The following is a 19335-nucleotide window of genomic DNA, read 5'->3' on the forward strand; positions in this document are numbered from 1 at the left end:
ATGGCCCTCAAGACAGCCTGACTCGGGGGTCGACCAGGGTGTAGGAGATGTCGGTCAGGATCAGCCCGATGATGTAGAGCACCGAGCCGAGGAAGACCATCGCGCGCACGATCGAGAAGTCCTGGCGGTTGATCGCATCGATGGTGTAGCTGCCAAGACCGGGCACGCCGAAGAAGGACTCGATGATCAGCGCGCCCATGAACAGCAGCGGCAGGACCGCGACCACGCCGGTGAGGATCGGGATCAGCGCATTGCGCAGCACGTGGCGAAACAGCACCGCGCGCTCGCGCAGCCCCTTGGCGCGCGCGGTGCGCACATAGTCGCGATTGATCTCTTCGAGGAAGAAGGTGCGATACAACCGCGTGCTGCTGCCGATGCCGGCGACGACGCCGACCACCACCGGCAAGATCAAGAACTTCAGCGCCTCGAACCCGGTGTCGTAGCCCGAGATCGGCACCAGATGCAACAGCTTGCCGATCAGGAACTGACCACCGATGATGTAGAACAGCCCGGAGATCGACATCATCGCTACCAACAGCACCACGCTGCCAAAATCGATATAGGTGGCGCGGAAGAACACGATCATCAAGGCGTAGCTGATCGCGATCGCCAGCCCCACCAGCAGGGTCGGCAGCGCGATCGCCAGACTCGGCCACATGCGCTGGCGGATGTCGAAGCCGATATCGCGACCGCTGTCCGATTGACCGAAGTCGAACGCGAACAGTTTCAGCGATTTCTCGAAGAAGATGCTGTCGGTCAGTGCCTCCAACCCCCCGCGCTCGGCGTTGTAGAGCAGCGGCTTGTCGTAGCCATGCTCGGCCTTCCAGGTGTCGATCGCCTCTTGGGTCACGCGTTTGTCGCCGAGCTGCATCCGCGCCATGTCATCGGGCGAATTGACGACGAAGAACAAGACGAAGGTGATCAGATTGACACCGATCAGGATCGGGATCGCGTAGAGCAGGCGGCGCAGGATATAGGCACTCATCGGGCGCGGCTCCGCTCGCGCCGGCGCGCGACCAGGAACGCAGGGATGGCGCCGAGGATCAGGATCGCCACCAGCGCCGCGATCGGCCAGAGCACCGGTGGATTCCATCGCGCGCGCAGCTGCTCGCGCAACGCGGGATCGAGTCGCCGATACTTGAGGGTGTTATTCGCCATCAGATTCGGCTTCACGTTGTCGAGCCACTGGTGGTGCAGGCTGAAGGCCTTGGGATAGAAGCCAAAGGACCAGGGCGCGTCGTGCCGCACGATCTCGGTCATCCGATCGATCACGGCCTGGCGCTCGGGGCCGTCATCCATGTTCTTCATCCGCTCGAAGAGCCGGTCGAACTCCGGATTCTGGTAATTGGCCGCGTTCTCGCCGCCATCGACCTTGCGGTTGGGACCATAGAGCAGGAAGAAGAAGTTCTCCGGGTCCGGATAGTCGGCATTCCAGCCCCACATGAAGACCTGACCGGTGCCCTTGCGCATCTTCTCCTGAAAGCGATTGTAATCGGTGGCGCGCACGACCAGCTCGATGCCGAGCTTGGCGAACCGCTTGCGCATCCAGTTCAGCCGCGCCTTGCCGTCGGGCCCGGCATCCATGGCCTCATAGTAGATGGTCAACGGGCGGCCGCTGTCGGGATCGCGTCCGTCCCGGTAGCCGGCCTCAGCGAGCAGCGCCTTCGCCTCGTCCAGCGATTTTCGCCGCGCGCGTCCATCGCGCCAATCGAACACATAGGGATTGATCCCGGCCTCGCCCTGGCGGTGGCCGAAGATGCCGGGCGGCAGCGGCCCCTGCCCCTCGACGCCGCGGCCGTTGGCGAAGATCGAGATGTATTCATCGAAATCGACCGCGATACTGATCGCCTGGCGCAGCAACCGCGCGCGTTCCGACTCGCCGCCGAGCAGCGGGTCGAGCATGTTGAAGCCCATGTACCAAATCGAGGTCTGCACCGCGGTGACCAGCTCGATGCCCTTCTCGCGCATCTCATCGGTGAGATCGGCCTCGCCCGCCGCATCGAACTGGATCGCCTGATCGAAGGCATCGGAGCTGACGCCCGAGCTGTCGTAGAACCCCTGCAGGAACTTGTTCCAGTACGGGATACTCTCCTGCTCCAGACTGTAGATGGCCCGATCGACGAAGGGCAGCGGCTGGCCGGCATCCGCGAGCAGCCCGGCGGCCCGGTCCCCGGGCATGCCCTCGCTCGGGTAGCGCTCGCCGTGGAAGTGCGGATTGCGCGCCAGCACCATGCGCAGGTTTGGATTGTTCTCGCTGAGCATGAAGGGCCCGGTGCCGACCGGATACCAATCCAGCGTCAGGTTGCTCTGTTTCATGCCGAGCTGGCCGTAGAGGGCCTCGGCCTCCCAGGGCATGGGCGCGAAGAACGGCATCGCCAGCCAATAGACGAACTGCGGATAACGGCCCTTGAGCCGAATCCGATAGCGATAGCGGTCGATCACCTCGGCGCCCTCGAAGGGCACCTGGCGCAGATCGAAGAACAGCCGCTCGGCGTCCACCGGGGCCGGCGCCTCGGCGGCGATGCGCTCACGCAGGGCCTTGAAGCCGAGGATGTGCTCGCCCATCAGCCCGGCGATCGGCGAATGCAGCCAGGGCGTGGCCAGGCGCTTGATCTGGTAGACATAGTCCTCGGCGATCAGCTCGCGGGTGCCGGTCTCGGGCAGGTCATGCAAGGTGTTGACGCGCGCGATCGCCTGGGCATCGAGCCGATGATAGCGGTAGACGCCCTGCGCATCCTTGGCGAAGGCGGGATGCGGCTGATAGTGGATGCCAGGCGCGATCTCGATCAGATACTCGCTCACCGCGACCTGGCGCGGATCGGCATCCGCCGGCAGCGGCTCCCCGTCCGCGTCCAGATAGCGCACCTCGGGCAGCGCCCGGGCGGTCAGCGGCACCAGCTCGTACGGGCGCTTGAGAAAATGGTATTGCAGCGGCGGCTCGTAGATTTGGGCGATGAAGGCGTATTCGTTCTCGCTGTAGGAGCGTACCGGGTCGAGGTGCTTGGGCCGCTCGGTGAAGGCGCCGTAGAGGATGTTCTCGCCGGATTGCGAGGCTGGATAGGGATTGTTCCAGGGCGGTTGGCCACAAGCGCCGAGCAGCAGCACGACGACCATCGGCAACGGCAAGAAGCGGCGGGCTCTGGACATGGATACTTTCCGCGCAGGCTGAGTTTCGGTAACGTTAAGGGCCGCTTGGAACACGGGCGGTTTGCCGCGCCCCTATCCTACACAATATCCGTTTGGAGAGACTCTATGGGCTTCTTGTCCGATAAACGTATCCTCATCACCGGCGTTGCCAGTAACCGCTCGATCGCCTGGGGCGTCGCCCAGGCCATGCATCGCGAGGGCGCGACCCTGGCCTTCACCTATCAGGGCGACAAGCTCAAGAGCCGGGTCGAGGATCTGGCCTCGCAATGCGATGCCGACTTCGTGCTGCCGCTCGATGTCTCCAACGACGAGGAGATCCAACACTGCTTCGCCATGCTCGGCGAGGGCTGGGACGCGCTCGATGGCATCGTGCACTCGATCGCATTCGCGCCCAAGGAACAGCTCGAGGGCGATTACGTCGATTGCGTCACGCGCGAGGGCTTCGCCACCGCGCACGATATCAGCTCTTACAGTCTGGCGGCGCTGGCCAAGGCCGGCCGGCCACTGATGCAGGGGCGCAACGGCGCCATCCTCACCATGAGCTACCTGGGCGCGGTGCGCGCGGTGCCGAATTACAACGTGATGGGGATCGCCAAGGCCAGCCTGGAGGCGAACGTGCGCTATCTGGCGGCGTCGCTCGGACCGGAGGGCACGCGCGTCAATGCCGTCTCGGCGGGTCCGATCCGCACCCTGGCCGCCGCCGGCATCGCCGATTTCCGCTCGATGCTGAAGCAGGTCGAGGAACGCACGCCGCTGCGGCGCAACGTCACCATCGATGAGGTGGGGAACGCCGGCGCCTTCCTCTGCTCCGATCTCGCCTCCGGCATCACCGGCGACGTGCTCTACGTCGACACCGGCTACCACATCCTCGGTCTGGGCTGAAATCCTGCTGACCTGAGTTCGGCGCTGGATCCTCGACCCTGGATCCGAGCGTCCGGATTCGAGCGTCCGGGTTCGAGTCTGGGCGCCGCCGGTCTACAAGGAGTCGTCCGCGACGACCGGCTTGCGCTCGATCTTCGCCCGCGCCTGCATATCGGCCAACACCGCATCGACATCGGCGGTCGCCAGCGTCCGTTCGAGCACGCCGGCCTCGGCCTCGATTTCAGCCGCGTCGAGCCGCGCCGGATCGCCGTCGATGACCTCGGAGACCAGCACCACGAAGGCATCGCCGCCGTCCTCGGCGCTGGTGCTGCCGACCCGGATCTCGGCATCCGCATCGGGCCGTGGCAGCGAGAACGCGAGCCGAATCACCGCGGGCGGCAGCTCGTCCGCAGCGCGCCCGACTTGGCCCGCGTCAATGACCTCAAAACCCGCGGCCGCCTCGGCAAGCGTCTGTCCCGCCCGCACCCGCTCCGCGATGGCCTCGGCCTCGGCTTGGGCGGCCTCGGCGGCCTGTTGGGCCTCGAGCCGGGCGACGATCTCGTCTCTCACCTCCGCCAACGGCCGCACCGCGGGCTCGCGATGCTCGACGACCCGCAGCACCATGGCCTGCAACCCGTCGGGATCGGGCTCGAGCAGTTCACTGTTATGGCCCCGCTCCAACACCTCCTCGCTGAAGGCGGCGTCAATGACCTTCGGATGGGCAAACAGGCCCTCGCCGCCGCTGCGGTCGATCCAATCGCTCTCCTGAATCTCGAGTTCGAGGGTCTCGGCCGCCGGCACCAGGCTGTCGGGCGACTCATAGGTCAGGGTTGCGAGCTGCTCGGCCTGTTCGAAGAAGATGCCCTCGCTGCCACCGTCACGCAGCTCGGCCTTCAGCTCGTCCTTCACCGCCTCGAACGGCCGTGGCTCGCCGCCACGCTCATCCAAGACTTCGACCAGATGGTAGCCAAAGCGGCTGCGCACCGGGTCGCTCAGGGTCTCGGGTTCGAGCGCGAAGACGGCCTGCTCGAAGGCCGGATCGAGCATGCCACGGCCGATCCAGCCAAGTGCCCCGCCGCTGTCGGCGCTGCTTGGATCCTCGGAGACCTCGGCGGCCACCTCGGCAAAGGCCTCGCCGTCGCGCAGCCGCTCCTGAATGGCTAGCAGACGTTCGCGGGTCGCCGCGCGCGTGGCCCGATCGGCCTCCTCCGGGACCGTCAGCAGGATATGACGGACCCGCCGCTCGCGCGGGGCGGTGAACTCGTCGCGGCGCTGTTCATACTGCTCGCGCAAGGTCGCCTCGTCGAGGCGCTGATCCGGCGCCGAGAGACGGGCCGCATCGAGCAGCAGATAGGCGATGCGGACCTGCTCCGGGGTGGCGAACTGCTGCGGATGCTCATCGTAGTAGGCGGCGATGGCCGCATCGCTCGGCGCTTCAACGCCCTCCTCGAAGGCGACGCTCGGCACCGGCACATAGGTCAACGCCCGCTGCTGTCGCACCAGGCTCAGGCTGCGTTCGGCCAAGGCATCGGTGACGAAGGCGGTTGCGCGAATCGCGCGCGGTAGCTGGGTGATCAACAACTGACGGCGCAACGAGGCCTCATAGGCGGATGGCGTCAGGCCCTGGAGCCGCAGCACCTGTTCGTACTCGGCCTTGGAAAAGGCGCCGTCACGCTGAAAGGCGGGCTCGCCGAGGATGGCCGCGCGCACGGCCTGATCCGAGGTCCGCAGCCCCATGGCCTCGGAGTCCTCCAGGAGCAGGGTCTCGCGGATCATGCGCTCGAGGACTTCGGCGCGGATGCGCGCGTCGCCGAACAAGGCGGGATCGTAGGCATCGCCCAACTGATCCCGCAGCTGCATGCGGGTGCGATTGACGTTCTGATTGAAGGCCTGCTCGGTGATCTCGGTACCGTTGACGCTGGCGACCACCGGCTCCTTCCCTCCGCCGAAGTAGGAATCGATGCCCCAGAAGGCGAAGGGGATACTGATCAGAATGATGACGGCCCAGGCGACCCAGCCCTGCGCGCGTTCTCGGATCTCCTGCAACATAGCGTGTCGGACTCAGCGTGCGAAGAAATGACGGGACAAATGAAAACGGGGTACCCCAAGAGGATACCCCGTTTCAACGTGATGGCGGAGTGGACGGGACTCGAACCCGCGACCCCCGGCGTGACAGGCCGGTATTCTAACCAACTGAACTACCACTCCAAAAAACTGTGGTGCCGCAACCCTGGGTGGTGGGTGCTGCAGGGATCGAACCTGCGACCCTCGCCTTGTAAGGGCGATGCTCTCCCAGCTGAGCTAAGCACCCGATCTGCTAGGCACCCGCCCGAATGAAGCAGTCATTGTATCGCATCCTTGAGGGCTTTGCCAGCCTTGAATGACGGATTTTTTGAGGCCGCGATCTGGATCGCCTCGCCGGTCTGCGGGTTGCGCCCGGTGCGCGCGGCACGCTCCTTCACGGAAAAGGTACCGAATCCGATGATCGAGACGGATTCACCGTTCTTCAGGGTGGCCGCGACGGAGTCGGTCAGCGCGTCGAGCGCGCGAGCTGCCGCAGACTTGGAGATATCGGCCGCATCGGCCATCGCGTCCACGAGTTCTGATTTATTCATTGATCCCCCTGATTGACCCCATGCCCTGGGGCCGTTTTGCCGTGCGTAAACGCGTGAGTCGAGCCAACACTGGCTCGACTCACGACATGGATGAGAACGACTGTGTCGCCCTGATGAGTCCAGGATTGTTAAGGAGGTCCCCGGAGGTGTCAACCCAAAAGCAGCGGCGATGCGCGCCGGGGACGAGAACGCGGCACCCGCAAGAGTCCAGCCGCGAGGCCGCACCCGCTCGGCCGCTCAGGCCTCGCGCATCCGCCGAGCCATGCCCGCCGTCAGATGCCCGCCTGACTCAGTGGTGCGTGCGCACACCCGCGTCGGGCTTCTTCTCCTCGACCGGAGGCGCGGCCTCCCCCACCGCATTCTCCTCGTCCGGACGCGGGGCGGGCAGGCCGGCCAGCGCCAACTCCAGGACCTCGTCGATCCAGCGCACCGGTCGGATGTCCAGGCTCTGCTTGATGTTCCTGGGGATATCGACCAGATCGCGCTCGTTCTCGTGCGGAATCAGCACCTGCTCGATACCGCCACGATGCGCCGCCAGCAGCTTCTCTTTGAGGCCGCCGATCGGCAACACCTCGCCGCGCAGCGTGATCTCGCCAGTCATGGCGACACTCGCGCGCACCGGCATCTGGGTCAGCGCCGAGACCAGGGCGGTGCACATCGCCACGCCCGCGCTCGGCCCATCCTTCGGCGTCGCGCCCTCGGGCACATGGATGTGCATGTCGTACTTCTGATGAAAATCGGTCTCGATACCGAGCGATTCGGCGCGCGAGCGCACCACCGTCATCGCCGCCTGGATCGACTCCTGCATCACATCGCCGAGCTGGCCGGTAAAGATGAACTTGCCCTTGCCCGGCACCAACGCCGCCTCGATGCGCAACAACTCGCCGCCGACCTCGGTCCAGGCCAGACCGGTCACCTGCCCGACCTGATCGTGCTCGTCGGCCAGGCCGAAGCGGAAGCGCCGCACGCCGAGGTACTTGTCCAACGACTTGGGCGTCACCGTGACCGTCTTGTCCGGCTTCTTCAGCAGGATCTCCTTGACCACCTTGCGACAGATCTTCGAGATCTCGCGCTCGAGATTGCGCACCCCGGCCTCGCGCGTGTAGTAGCGCACCAGGTCGCGCAAGGCGGCCTCGCGAATCGTCAGCTCGCCGCGCTTGAGCCCGTTGTTCTTCATCTGCTTCGGGATCAGGTAGCGCTCGGCGATGTTGATCTTCTCGTCCTCGGTGTAGCCCGAGAGACGGATCACCTCCATGCGGTCGAGCAGTGCCGGCGGGATCTTCAGCGTGTTGGCGGTGGCGACGAACATCACCTCGGAGAGATCGAAATCGACCTCGAGATAATGGTCGTTGAAGGTGTTGTTCTGCTCCGGGTCGAGCACCTCGAGCAAGGCTGAGGCTGGATCGCCGCGGAAGTCCATTGCCATCTTGTCGATCTCGTCGAGCAGGAAGAACGCATTGCGCGAGCCGGCCTTGGACAGATTCTGGATGATCTTGCCCGGCAAGGCACCGATATAGGTGCGTCGGTGACCGCGGATCTCGGCCTCGTCGCGCACGCCACCAAGCGACATGCGCACGAACTTGCGATTCGTAGCGCGGGCGATCGATTGACCGAGCGAGGTCTTGCCGACGCCGGGCGGGCCGACCAGACAGAGGATCGGCCCCTTGAGCTTGCGCACTCGCTGCTGCACGGCCAGGTACTCGGTGATGCGTTCCTTGACCTTTTCCAGCCCGTAGTGATCGGTATCGAGCACCTTCTCGGCGACACCGACATCGTTGCGGATGCGGGTGCGCTTCTTCCAAGGCACCGAGACCAGGGTGTCGATATAGTTGCGCACCACGGTCGCCTCGGCCGACATCGGCGACATCAGCTTGAGCTTGTTCAGCTCCCCTGTCGCCTTCTCCTTCACATCCTTGGGCATCCCTGCGGCCTCGATGCGCTTGCCGAGATCCTCGAGTTCGTTCGGCGCGTCCTCGAGTTCTCCCAACTCCTTCTGGATCGCCTTCATCTGCTCGTTCAGATAGTACTCGCGCTGGTTCTTCTCCATCTGCCGCTTGACGCGGCCACGGATGCGCTTCTCCATCTGCAGGATGTCGTTCTCCGACTCCATCAGCCCCATCAGATGTTCGAGGCGCTGCTGCACATCGATCATCTCCAGCACGCGCTGCTTCTCGTCGAGCTTCAGCGACATGTGCGCGGCCATGGTATCGGCCAGGCGGCTGGCCTCGTCGATGCTGGCGAGCGAGGTCAGCACCTCCGGCGGCACCTTCTTGTTGAGCTTGACGTACTGATCGAACAGGGCCACCGCCGAGCGCATCAGCACCTCTTGCTCGCGCTCGTCGGCCTCGAGCGTCTCGGCGAGCGGGGACGCGGTGGCGGTGAAGGCATCGTCGGTCGAGATGTAGCGGTTCGCCTTGGCGCGCTGATGCCCCTCGACCAGCACCTTCACCGTGCCGTCCGGCAGCTTCAGCAGCTGCAGGACGTTGGCGAGGGTGCCGATCGCGTGCAGATCCTTGACCGAGGGATCATCGACCTCGGCGTTCTTCTGTGCGACCAGCAGGATCTGCTTGTCGCTGGTCATGGCCGCGTCCAGCGCCTTGATCGACTTGTCACGGCCGACGAAGAGCGGGATCACCATGTGTGGATACACGACGACGTCGCGTAGCGGCAGTACCGGAATGGCCTGGCCGGAGGTCAGTGCATCAACGACCCCAGAGCCCGAATCACTCTTGCCCATAGACTGTGCCCATCTGCTGATGCCCGTCGGCCCGAGGGGCTGACCCCGTGGGGATCATCGGCCGACGTGGCAGGTGTTGCGTGAATACCCGATTGGGAATGCCCGATTGGGAACGAGGTTAGGGCGGCGCCCGGATGCTTCAATCAGCACCGCAGGCGCAGCTGCAAGAGAAAGACCGAGGGGTCACTCGGAGGCCGCGCGTTGCTGCTCGCCACCGTCGTAGATCACGAACGGGGGACTCTCGCCGTTGACCACGGAGGCATCGACCACGACCTTGCTCACGTCGTTGATCGACGGCAGGTCGTACATGGTATCGAGCAACACCTGCTCCATGAGGGTGCGCAAGCCGCGCGCGCCGGTCTTGCGCTCCATCGCCTTGGCCGCGATCGCGCGCAGCGCGTCCTCGCGCAGCTCAAGCTCGCACCCCTCCATCTCGAACAGGCGCGCATACTGCTTGGTGAGCGCATGCTTGGGCTCGGTGAGGATGCGGATCAGGGCCTCCTGGTCGAGTTCCTCGAGCGTCGCCATCACCGGCAGGCGGCCGACGAACTCGGGGATCAGCCCATAGCGGATCAGGTCTTCGGGCTCGACATGGCTGAGCAACTCGCCGATCGCCCGGTCGTCGTTGCCGTGGACCTCGGCCGAGAAACCGATGCCGGTCTTCTTCGAGCGGTCGCGAATCACCTTGTCGAGCCCGGCGAAGGCGCCGCCGACGATGAACAGGATGTTGCTGGTATCGACCTGCAGGAACTCCTGCTGCGGGTGCTTACGCCCACCCTGGGGCGGGACCGAGGCGATGGTGCCCTCGATCAGCTTCAGCAGCGCCTGCTGCACGCCCTCGCCGGAGACATCCCGGGTGATCGACGGATTGTCGGATTTGCGCGAGATCTTGTCGATCTCGTCGATGTAGACGATGCCGCTCTGCGCCTTTTCGACATCGTAGTCGCACTTCTGCAGGAGCTTCTGGATGATATTCTCGACATCCTCGCCGACATAGCCGGCCTCGGTCAGCGTGGTGGCGTCGGCGATGGTAAAGGGGACGTTGAGCAACCGCGCCAGGGTCTCGGCGAGCAGGGTCTTGCCCGAGCCGGTCGGCCCGATCAGCAGGATGTTGCTCTTGGAGATCTCGATCTCTTCCTTGGCGTCAGCGACCTCCAGGCGCTTGTAGTGGTTGTAGACCGCGACCGAGAGAACCTTCTTGGCCTTTTCCTGGCCGATCACATACTGATCGAGCGAGTCGTTGATCTCGCGCGGCTTGGGCAGGCGACTGGTGGCCTCGCCGAGGCCTTCCTGCATCTCCTCGCGGATGATGTCGTTGCAGAGTTCGACGCATTCATCGCAGATGAAGACCGAGGGACCCGCGATCAGCTTGCGAACCTCGTGCTGGCTCTTACCGCAGAATGAGCAATACAGGAGCTTGCCTTCATCGCTCTTTCCATGGGTGTTTCCGCTCATAGATCATCTCTCCAAGATTGGGCGCTGCGGGGCCGGACGGAAGTGGGGCGGGGAGGACGGAACGATCGGCCGCCAAGCGTTTCCCGATCATAACCCGAGCTGTCCAGATGGCAACATGCACATCTCGACCTGCATCCGGATATAGGTCATTGCAACCGTCTTACCAACTCAGCACCGCCGGCGCCGCGTTCAAGCCGGTCGACGCCTCAGTCAGCGGGTTTGGCGCGTCGATCGAGCACCTTGTCGATGAGGCCGTAGGCCACCGCGTCCGCGCCCCCCATGAAGCGATCCCGCTCGGTATCGTCGGCGATGCGCTCGATCGGTTGCCCGGTGTGATGGGACAGGATCTGGTTGAGTTGTTCGCGCGCATGCAGGATCTCGCGCGCGTGGATATCGATATCGCTGGCTTGGCCCTGGAAGCCGCCGAGCGGCTGATGGATCATGATCCGCGAATGCGGCAGGCAAGAGCGCTTGCCGGCGGCGCCGCCGGCGAGCAGCAGCGCGCCCATGCTCGCGGCCTGCCCGACGCACATGGTGCTGACCTCGGGGCGGATGAACTGCATGGTGTCGTAGATCGCCAAGCCAGCGGTCACCGAACCGCCAGGGGAGTTGATGTAGAAGTGGATGTCCTTGTCGGGATTCTCCGATTCCAGGAACAACAGCTGCGCCACCACCAGGTTGGCGACATGATCGTCGACGGGACCGACGAGAAAGACCACGCGCTCCTTGAGCAGGCGCGAGAAGATATCGAACGAGCGCTCGCCGCGGGCGGTCTGCTCCACCACCACGGGAACCAGACCCAGCGCCTGCGGATCGCTGCGCTGATGGGCGTTTTCGGTGTTCATCGTCATCTAGGGCTCGGCTTGGTTGAGGAAGGATCAGCCAGCATCAGGCATCACTGTTGCTGCGCCGTCAGCTCGCTGAAGCTGATCGGCTCGTCGGTGACCTGGAGCTGTTCAAGCAGATGCTCGACGACCACGTCCTCGAGCACCATGGACTCGATCGACGCCAACCGTTGCCGGTCGGCATAGTAATGGTCGATCACGGCCTGTGGATCATCATAGCTCGCCGCCATCTCCTCGAGCGCGGCGCGCACGCGCTCCGGATCGGGCGAGAGTTCCTGCTGCTTGATCACCTCGGCGATGATCAACCCGAGCGCGACGCGACGGCGCGCATTATCGGCAAACAGCTCGTCTGGCAGTTTGCTCTCGGAGATCTGGGAGCCGGCACCGCCCAGATTCCGCATCGTCATCTGGCGCAGCGAGTCGATCTCGTCGGCGAGCAGCGCCGCCGGGATGGGGAGCGGATGGGCCTCGAGCAGCGCGTCCATGACCTGCTCCTTGACCCGTGCCTTGACCCGCTGCGCTAGCTCGCGCTCCAGATTCGCACGCACATCGGCGCGAAAACGCTCGACATCGCCATCCTCGACGCCGAACTCGGCGATGAGATCGGCATCGAGTGCGGGCAGGATCGGCTCCTCGACGCGCTTGACCACCACATCGAAGCGGGCCGACCGACCCGCCAGCGCCGTCTGCTGGTAATCCTCGGGGAAGGTCACCTCGACCACGGGCTTGTCGCCCACGGCGGTGCCGATCAGCTGCTCCTCGAAGCCGGGGATGAAGCGCCCGCTGCCGATCTCGAGCTGAACCCCCTCGCCGCGTCCGCCGGCGAAGGGCTCGCCATCGATAAAGCCCTCGAAGTCGAGACTGAGGCGATCGCCGCTCGCCGCCACCCGCTCGACGGGCTCCCAGCGCTTGCGCTGCTGGCGTATCCGCTCAAGGGTCTCGTCGACATCGGCCTCGGTGACCTCGACCTGCGGGCGGCGGACCGACTGTCCGTCGAGCGAGGTCAGCGTCAGCTCGGGCATGACCTCGAATTCAGCGAGATAGGCGTAACGCCCGGCGTCCCGATCCAGATCGGGCTCGATGTCGGGACGACCGGCCGGGCGCAGTTCGGCCTCGGCGATCGCTTGCGGAAAGCTCGCCTCGATGCGCTCGCCGAACACCTCCAGGCGCACCGAGTCGCCATAGCGCTGGCGGAGCATGCGCAGCGGCACCTTGCCAGGCCTGAAGCCCGGCAAACGCGCGGAGCGGGCATAGTTTTGCAGACGTTTCTCGATCTCCTGCTCGATCTCCTCGGCAGGCAGCTCGACTCTCAACCGTCGCGTGAGACCGTCCCCGGTCTCGACCGATACTTGCATTGTTGTCCTCCGGCCATGGTGCCGGCGGCACCGGGAAAACGGTTAAAAATACCACTAAAAGCGGCGCTAGACCAAGTCCGCGCGCCCGCTGGATCCTGATCCGGGCGGAGCCGCCGGCTTGGAGCCGATGATTTCGAGCGCCGGCTTCGCGCGCAACCGCTGCGCGGCCGCGTATTCATCGTCGCTCATCCGACTGCCGACGATGTTGCGCAACAGGTCGGCATCCTGATCGCCCTGCTCGATGGCGAGCGAGAGCCAATAGTGCGCCTGCGCCAGATCGATGGTGACCCCGCGACCCTCGGCGTAGATCAACCCCAGGGCATAGAACGCATCCACCTCGCCGCGCGCGGCCGCCGCGCGCACCTGCGGGACGACGGAAGGATCGTTGCGTAGCAAGACGAGATGCTTGAGATAGCTATTATCGGCCATCGCCGCTCCCTCCCGAGCTTGGGATCCATCGACGGATCATGGGGCATAAAAAAGGCGGGAACATCCCGCCTTGACAACCGCCGGGCCAAGAGGCGCCGGTCGACGCCAATCTGCGCGGCAACCGCCGGCCCGCTTGACGAGGACCGGCGATCAGCCCTTGGCCCACTGAGAGAAGTTGTCGGTGTTCTTCTCCTCGCCATCGGCGTAACCTGCCTCGTAGGCCTCGGTCAAGCGCTGCTCTTCGCGCTTCGGGTTCTGCAGGAACCCGCATTGCCAGCCTTGGATATACTCGTCGTCGACGCCGAGCTGCTCCATCTTGGTGACGGCGTCGTAATAGAATTGGTTCATCGTCCAGTCTCCGGTCAACTAAATGAGATTCGGTTGCAATGATCTGATCCAAGCCCTTGACGGGAGCGCGTCGGACCGGTTGCCGAAGCGCCGCGCGCGCGGGGGATCGCCACGGCGCGCATTCGCCCGAATCTGGCTTAACGGATAAGAATACCGTTTCTTTCTAATGCGCACCAGGGCCGCAGCGCCGAGGCACTCGCAGCAGGCCGGACAAGCGGCCCACGGAGTCCAGGGTCGGGCGCGCCGCGCTTGCGATCGGCGGCGGCGCAACCCAACCTTAGCCGACGAATCTTACAGCCGAGTCTCGCTTCGGCGCCGAGCCCGATCGATTGAGAGGAGATCGCCCCATCATGCGTCCCGCCCAGCTGTTATCCGTCCTCGAGCGCGAACTCGCCAGTGCCGCCGAGGGGCATCACACGCCCGTCATGCTGTGGGGGCCGCCGGGGGTGGGCAAGTCCCAGATGATCGCGCTCGTCGCGCAGCGTCATCGGGTGCCGGTGATCGATATCCGCCTCTCGCAGATGGAGCCGAGCGATCTGCGCGGCATCCCGTTTCGGGTCGACCAGCACGTCGAATGGGCGATCCCCGCGCTACTGCCGGATGTCCAGCGCCACGGTCGGGCCGGGATCCTCTTCTTGGACGAGATCACCTCGGCGCCGCCAGCGGTGTCGGCCGCCGCCTATCAGCTGATCCTCGATCGCCGGCTCGGCGAGTACCAGGTGCCGGCGCATTGGGCGATCTTCGCCGCCGGCAATCGCCAAGGCGACCGCGGCGTGACCTACAGCATGCCTGCGCCCTTGGCGAACCGGTTCTCCCACTTCGAGGTCGACACGCACCTCGACGACTGGGTCGCCTGGGCCTATGCCAAGGGGATCGATGAGCGCGTCATCGCCTTCCTGCGCTTTCGCCCGGAACTGTTGTTCGACTTCGATCCGGCGCATAACCCGGTGGCCTTCCCGTCACCGCGCTCCTGGGAGTTCGCCCATCGTGCCTTGCAGAAATTCCAGGATGATCCACAGTTGTTGCAAGGCACCTTGCAGGCCTGCGTGGGACCGGCGGCCGGGATCGAGCTGGCCGCATTCGTCGCCAGTATCGATCAAATGCCGGATCTCGACGCCATCTGTCGCGGCGAGCCGGTGCCGGTGCCGAGCGAGATCGATCTGCAGTACGCGGTCGCGGCGGCGCTGGTCGGCAAGGCCATCCGCGCCCAGGGCAGTCCCGAGCAACCGGCCGTGATCGGTCATATCCTGATCTATGCCGGACGCTTCCCGCAGCGCGAGATGGGCGTCATGCTGGTGTCCGATCTGCACCGCGCCATCGGCGGCGCGCTGTTCGAGGTGCCGGCCTTCGCCGACTGGGCGAACGCCATCGCCGATGTCATGCTCTATCACTGACCTCGCGACGATCCACACCCATGGCTGCTGATTCCATCGGCGACATCCAGACCCATCCGCACGGCGAAGGCCCGAGCGCGGCCGGCGCGCCCGCGCTCGACGCAGACGCGCGCGCGGCCATCGAGACCAAGCTCGCGGCGGCGCGGACCCGGCTGATCCTCGACAAGCCCTTCCTGGGGGCGCTCGTGCTGCGCCTGCCGCTACGGGCCGCCAGCGGCGATTGGTGCCCGACCACGGCCACCGATGCGCGCGCCTTCTACTACAACCCGGACTATCTCGATGCGCTCAGCCTCGACGAGACCCAATTCATGCTGGCCCACGAGGCCCTGCATTGCGCCCTCTCGCACTTCGCGCGCCGCCAGCACCGGATCAAACAGCGCTGGGATCTGGCCTGCGACTATGCCATCAATCCATTGCTGGTCGAGGACGGGCTGAAACCGCCGCCCAACGCGCTGCTGATGCCGATGTACAAGGGCATGACCGCCGAGGAGATCTATCCGCTGATCGACGACAACGATCGGTCCGAGACCCTCGACACCCATGCCTACGATCGCGAGGCCGAGGGTCAGGGTCAGCACTCCGGCATGGATGAGCGCGCCGTCCAGGAGCAACGCCAGCCGAGCCAGGCCGAGAGCGGCGAACAGGGCCAGGGCGCGCCACAGCGCAACCAGCGCCCGCCGACGCCTGCGCGCGGCCGGCAAGGGTCCGATGCGGCACCCGAGGCCATGCCCGAGGCCGACGCCAGCACCGATGCCGCCAGCGCCCCGCCGCCGCTGACTCCGGACGAGCAGGAGACCCTGCAGGTGCAATGGCAGCAGCGCCTCGCCGGTGCCGCGCAACAGGCGATGCAGGCCGGCCGGCTGAGCGGCGAACTCAAGCGCATGATCGACCACCTCCTGCAGCCGCAACTGCCCTGGCGCATGCTCCTCGCCCGCTACATGAACGCCCTCTCGCGCCACGACTACAGCTGGTCGCGGCCCTCCCGGCGCGAGGGCGCGCATATCCTGCCAAGCCTGCGCAGCCAGCACATCGATCTGGTGGTCGCGATCGATACCTCCGGCTCGATCAAGGACACCGAGGTGCAGGCCTTCATCGATGAAGTCGATGCCCTCAAGGCGCAAGTCCAGGCGCGGGTCATGCTGCTGCCGTGCGACAGCGCGCTCGCTGCGGGCGCCCCCTTCCGCTTCGAGCCCTGGGAACGCTTCCAGCGCCCACGCGACCTCCAGGGCGGTGGCGGCACGAGTTTCAGGCCCGTGTTCCAATGGGTGCAAGACCAGGGACTGAGTCCGGACCTGCTGGTGTATTTCACCGATGCCAACGGCCATTTCCCGGACCAGGAGCCACCGTATCCGGTCATCTGGCTGGTCAAGGGTCGCGCGAGCGTCCCTTGGGGACAGCGCGTGCAATTGAACTGAGGCGCAATCCCGAATGACGCTCCCCCATCCTTTCCTCAGCCGGCGCATCCGGGCTCACATCCCCGTGCGTCTCCCGGCGCGCCTCCCGGCTCGGGCTCGTCCCTCAGCCCGCACCCCGGCGCACATGTCGGCGCGCATGTCGGCGCGCCTCTCGACTCGGGCGCGCATGCCGGCACTGATCGTCGCCATCATGCTGGTCTTGCTGCCGGCCATGGGGTCGGCGGACCCGTTCGCGCTGCCGGACTTCGGCAGCTCGGCCGATCGCCTGATGTCGCGCGCCGAAGAGCGTGATCTCGGCCAGGAGTTCATGAAGTGGGTGCGCAAGGCGCTACCGATCTCGGATGATCCGGTGCTGACCGATTACCTCGAGACGCTCGGCCAACAGCTGGTCGCCGCGAGCGGGCATCCGGGGCGCTACCGCTTCTTCCTGATCGAGGAGCCGACGATCAACGCCTTTGCCGGTCCCGACGGCCACATCGGTGTCTTCGCCGGCTTGATCCTCGCCACCGAAACCGAGGGCGAACTCGCCAGTGTCATCGCGCACGAGCTCGCGCACGTGAGCCAAGGCCATCTGATGCGCCGCTTCGAGACGCAGAAGCAGATGGCCCTGCCAGCCACCGCGCTGCTGCTCGCCGCCGCCGTGCTCGGGGCGACGGTCGATGCCGAGATCGGCACCGCCGGGCTGATGGGCGTTCAGGGGGCCGCCGCGCAGAAACAGATCAACTTCACCCGCGCCAACGAGGAAGAGGCCGATCGCATCGGCATCGACACCCTCGCGCGCGCCGGCCATGACCCCTATGCGATGCCGGGCTTCTTCCAGCGCTTGGCAAGGACGACGCGGATCGCGGACAGCGCGGCGCCCGCGTTCCTGCGCACCCATCCGGTGACCACCAGCCGCATCGCCGACGCCATGAACCGCGCCCGTCAACACGGCGTGCGCCAGCGTCCGGACAGCCTGCGCTTCCATCTGGCACGCGCCAACCTGCGCCAGCGCCGCGAATCCAATCCAGCGCGCGCCGTCGAACACTTCGCCAACACCCTCGAACAGGGTCGTTACCGCGACGAGACCGCGCAACGCTATGGCTATGCGCTCGCGCTGACCCGGGCCGGGCGCCTCGAGACCGCGCGCAAGCAACTCGCGCCCCTCATCGAGGCGCATCCGAGCCAGACCGAGTTCCTCGTCCTGCGCGCCGAGATCGACCGCCGCGCCGGCAAGCCCGAGCGAGCGGTGCGCGACCTCAAGGGCGCGGTGGGATTGGCGCCCGGCAATTGGCCGCTCAATCAGGCCTATGCCGAAGCATTGATGGCCGCCGGCAAGCCCGCGCAGGCCCTCGCGGCCCTCGAGCGCTTCGTGGCGCAGCGTTCCGATATCGCCCCGATCTACGAGCTGATGGCGGATGCGGCCGGGCAAGCCGGCCAGCGCGCGCTGAACCATCGCTATCGCGCCGAATACCTCTACCACAGCAATGAGCTGGAACCGGCGATCCGCCAGCTCGAGCTTGCCCTCCGCCTCGATGACCTCGATTTTCACCTGGCTTCGCGGCTTCAGGTGCGCCTCGCCGAGCTGAAGGCCCTCGAGCGCGCGCGCGAGGCGCGCAACTGACTCTTTCAGCGCGGGGGCCGCGCGGGGCGGGCCGCGCGGACGGATACCGGGGTGTTCCCGGGAACCCGGCCATGAATTGCGGTTTTCAGTGTCCGACGAATGCGCTAAGCTACCGCCATCGTCGAGTTGGGAACCATCGCCAGCGCGCTCGGTCAATGAAAAATCGCAACGCCGAGGCGCCAACGGCTCGATAACAGCGACCAACCCCCGACGCAGAACAACGATCCGACCTTCCCGCCCCCAAAGGCTCCAACCCGTGTTCGATAGAGGAGATGTTCCATGATCGACGCAAAACGTAGAACCCTGCTCAAGGGCTCCCTTGGTGCGAGCGCCATCGGCGTTGCCGTCAGCGCCGGCCTGCTCACCCCCGGCGCCGTCCTCGCCAACTGGCCCGAGGCCGCTTTCGAGGCCACCGAGACCGATGCCGCGCTGAACAGCCTGCTGGGCAGCGACGCCACCGAAACCAGCGATCAGGTCAAGATCAAGGCCCCCGACATCGCCGAGAACGGCGCGGTGGTCCCGGTCACGGTCGAGAGCGATGTCGAAGGCGCCAAGTCGATCTCGATCATCGCCGCCGGCAACAGCTCCCCGCTGATTGCCTCGTTCAATCTTGGCGCCGACGCCGTCCCCTTCGTCTCCACCCGGATCAAGATGGCCGAGACCGCCGATGTCATCGCCGTCGTCCAGACCGAGAACGGCCTGCTCAGCAACGCCAAGCCGGTCAAGGTCACGATCGGCGGCTGCGGCGGCTGACGCCCACGCACCGAGCCGCGACCACCGGGCCGCAACCACTGGATCACGAACCGAGGTAACACAATGGCAGGCAACATCAAGATCCGCGCCAAGCACAGCGACGGTGTCACCACCGTGAAATCGCTGATGAGCCACGAGATGGAAACCGGACTGCGCAAGGACAAGAAGACCGGCGAACCGATCCCCGCGCACTTCATCAAAGAAGTCACCACCAAGTGGAAGGATCAAGTCGTGATGACCGCCCTCTGGAGCGGCGGCGTCTCCAAGAACCCCTATCTGTCGTTCAAGTTCAACGGCGGCGAAAAGGGCGACACGGTCGAGATCACCTGGGTCGATAACCAGGGTGAGAGCGAAACCGGAACCGCTGAGATCAGCTGA

16 protein-coding genes and 2 tRNA genes are annotated in these 19335 nt (G+C 65.5%); 6 read left to right on the forward strand and 12 right to left on the reverse strand.

What is annotated here, in order from left to right; genetic code table 11:
* Positions 1-7 precede the first annotated feature (7 nt).
* Both ACLFQI_RS00190 and ACLFQI_RS00195 read right to left on the reverse strand, forming a co-directional pair.
* Entirely contained in the window at positions 8-985 is a 978-nt protein-coding gene (locus tag ACLFQI_RS00190) for an ABC transporter permease (protein WP_410756775.1), read from the reverse strand.
* Positions 982-3147, reverse strand: coding sequence for an ABC transporter substrate-binding protein (locus ACLFQI_RS00195; protein ID WP_410756776.1), 2166 nt, complete (start codon positions 3145-3147; stop codon positions 982-984). Before ACLFQI_RS00195 ends, ACLFQI_RS00190 begins: the two co-directional genes overlap by 4 nt.
* Before the next feature lie 105 nt (positions 3148-3252).
* On the opposite strand from ACLFQI_RS00195, the gene ACLFQI_RS00200 reads away from it, so the two are divergent.
* On the forward strand, positions 3253-4029 hold the full coding sequence (locus tag ACLFQI_RS00200; RefSeq protein ID WP_410756777.1) for an enoyl-ACP reductase: 777 nt from the start codon (positions 3253-3255) through the stop codon (positions 4027-4029).
* A gap of 93 nt (positions 4030-4122) precedes the next feature.
* Here ACLFQI_RS00200 and ACLFQI_RS00205 read toward each other — a convergent pair whose 3' ends face one another.
* The 10 genes from ACLFQI_RS00205 to ACLFQI_RS00250 form a co-directional block, all read right to left on the reverse strand.
* Positions 4123-6057: a SurA N-terminal domain-containing protein gene (locus ACLFQI_RS00205; RefSeq protein ID WP_410756778.1), complete on the reverse strand. Its 1935-nt coding sequence runs from the start codon at positions 6055-6057 to the stop codon at positions 4123-4125.
* An 82-nt stretch (positions 6058-6139) separates the two neighbouring features.
* Positions 6140-6216, reverse strand: a tRNA-Asp gene (locus ACLFQI_RS00210).
* Positions 6217-6243: 27 nt separating this feature from the next.
* A tRNA-Val gene (locus tag ACLFQI_RS00215) sits at positions 6244-6319 on the reverse strand.
* Between the two features lie 31 nt (positions 6320-6350).
* Entirely contained in the window at positions 6351-6623 is a 273-nt protein-coding gene (locus ACLFQI_RS00220; protein ID WP_410756779.1) for an HU family DNA-binding protein, read from the reverse strand.
* A 289-nt stretch (positions 6624-6912) separates the two neighbouring features.
* Positions 6913-9360: an endopeptidase La gene (lon, locus tag ACLFQI_RS00225; RefSeq protein ID WP_410756780.1), complete on the reverse strand. Its 2448-nt coding sequence runs from the start codon at positions 9358-9360 to the stop codon at positions 6913-6915.
* A gap of 183 nt (positions 9361-9543) precedes the next feature.
* Entirely contained in the window at positions 9544-10815 is a 1272-nt protein-coding gene (gene clpX, locus ACLFQI_RS00230; protein WP_410756781.1) for an ATP-dependent Clp protease ATP-binding subunit ClpX, read from the reverse strand.
* Between the two features lie 206 nt (positions 10816-11021).
* Positions 11022-11660, reverse strand: coding sequence for an ATP-dependent Clp endopeptidase proteolytic subunit ClpP (gene clpP / locus ACLFQI_RS00235; protein ID WP_410756807.1), 639 nt, complete (start codon positions 11658-11660; stop codon positions 11022-11024).
* A 50-nt stretch (positions 11661-11710) separates the two neighbouring features.
* Positions 11711-13015 (reverse strand): trigger factor, encoded by a 1305-nt coding sequence (gene tig, locus ACLFQI_RS00240; RefSeq protein ID WP_410756782.1) that lies wholly within the window; start codon positions 13013-13015, stop codon positions 11711-11713.
* A gap of 66 nt (positions 13016-13081) precedes the next feature.
* Positions 13082-13444, reverse strand: coding sequence for a sel1 repeat family protein (locus tag ACLFQI_RS00245; protein WP_410756783.1), 363 nt, complete (start codon positions 13442-13444; stop codon positions 13082-13084).
* A gap of 150 nt (positions 13445-13594) precedes the next feature.
* Positions 13595-13792, reverse strand: coding sequence for a hypothetical protein (locus ACLFQI_RS00250; protein ID WP_410756784.1), 198 nt, complete (start codon positions 13790-13792; stop codon positions 13595-13597).
* Positions 13793-14142: 350 nt separating this feature from the next.
* Here ACLFQI_RS00250 and ACLFQI_RS00255 point away from each other — a divergent pair, with 350 nt between their 5' ends.
* From ACLFQI_RS00255 to soxZ, 5 genes are all read left to right on the forward strand, one after another.
* Positions 14143-15186, forward strand: coding sequence for an AAA family ATPase (locus tag ACLFQI_RS00255; RefSeq protein ID WP_410756785.1), 1044 nt, complete (start codon positions 14143-14145; stop codon positions 15184-15186).
* Positions 15187-15206: 20 nt separating this feature from the next.
* The gene (locus ACLFQI_RS00260) at positions 15207-16601 is read left to right on the forward strand and encodes a DUF2201 family putative metallopeptidase (protein WP_410756786.1); all 1395 of its coding nucleotides are present in this window, start codon (positions 15207-15209) and stop codon (positions 16599-16601) included.
* Positions 16602-16725: 124 nt separating this feature from the next.
* Positions 16726-18204 carry a M48 family metalloprotease gene (locus ACLFQI_RS00265; RefSeq protein ID WP_410756787.1) on the forward strand — a complete coding sequence of 493 codons (1479 nt, stop codon included), beginning with the start codon at positions 16726-16728 and terminating at the stop codon, positions 18202-18204.
* Between the two features lie 279 nt (positions 18205-18483).
* Positions 18484-18957 (forward strand): thiosulfate oxidation carrier protein SoxY, encoded by a 474-nt coding sequence (soxY, locus tag ACLFQI_RS00270; RefSeq protein ID WP_410756788.1) that lies wholly within the window; start codon positions 18484-18486, stop codon positions 18955-18957.
* Positions 18958-19020: 63 nt separating this feature from the next.
* A complete protein-coding gene (gene soxZ, locus ACLFQI_RS00275; RefSeq protein WP_410756789.1) occupies positions 19021-19335 on the forward strand; it encodes a thiosulfate oxidation carrier complex protein SoxZ in 315 nt (104 codons plus the stop codon).

Origin of the sequence: Halochromatium sp., assembly GCF_046541315.1 — a bacterium.
In the GTDB taxonomy this organism is placed as follows: domain Bacteria; phylum Pseudomonadota; class Gammaproteobacteria; order Chromatiales; family Chromatiaceae; genus Lamprobacter.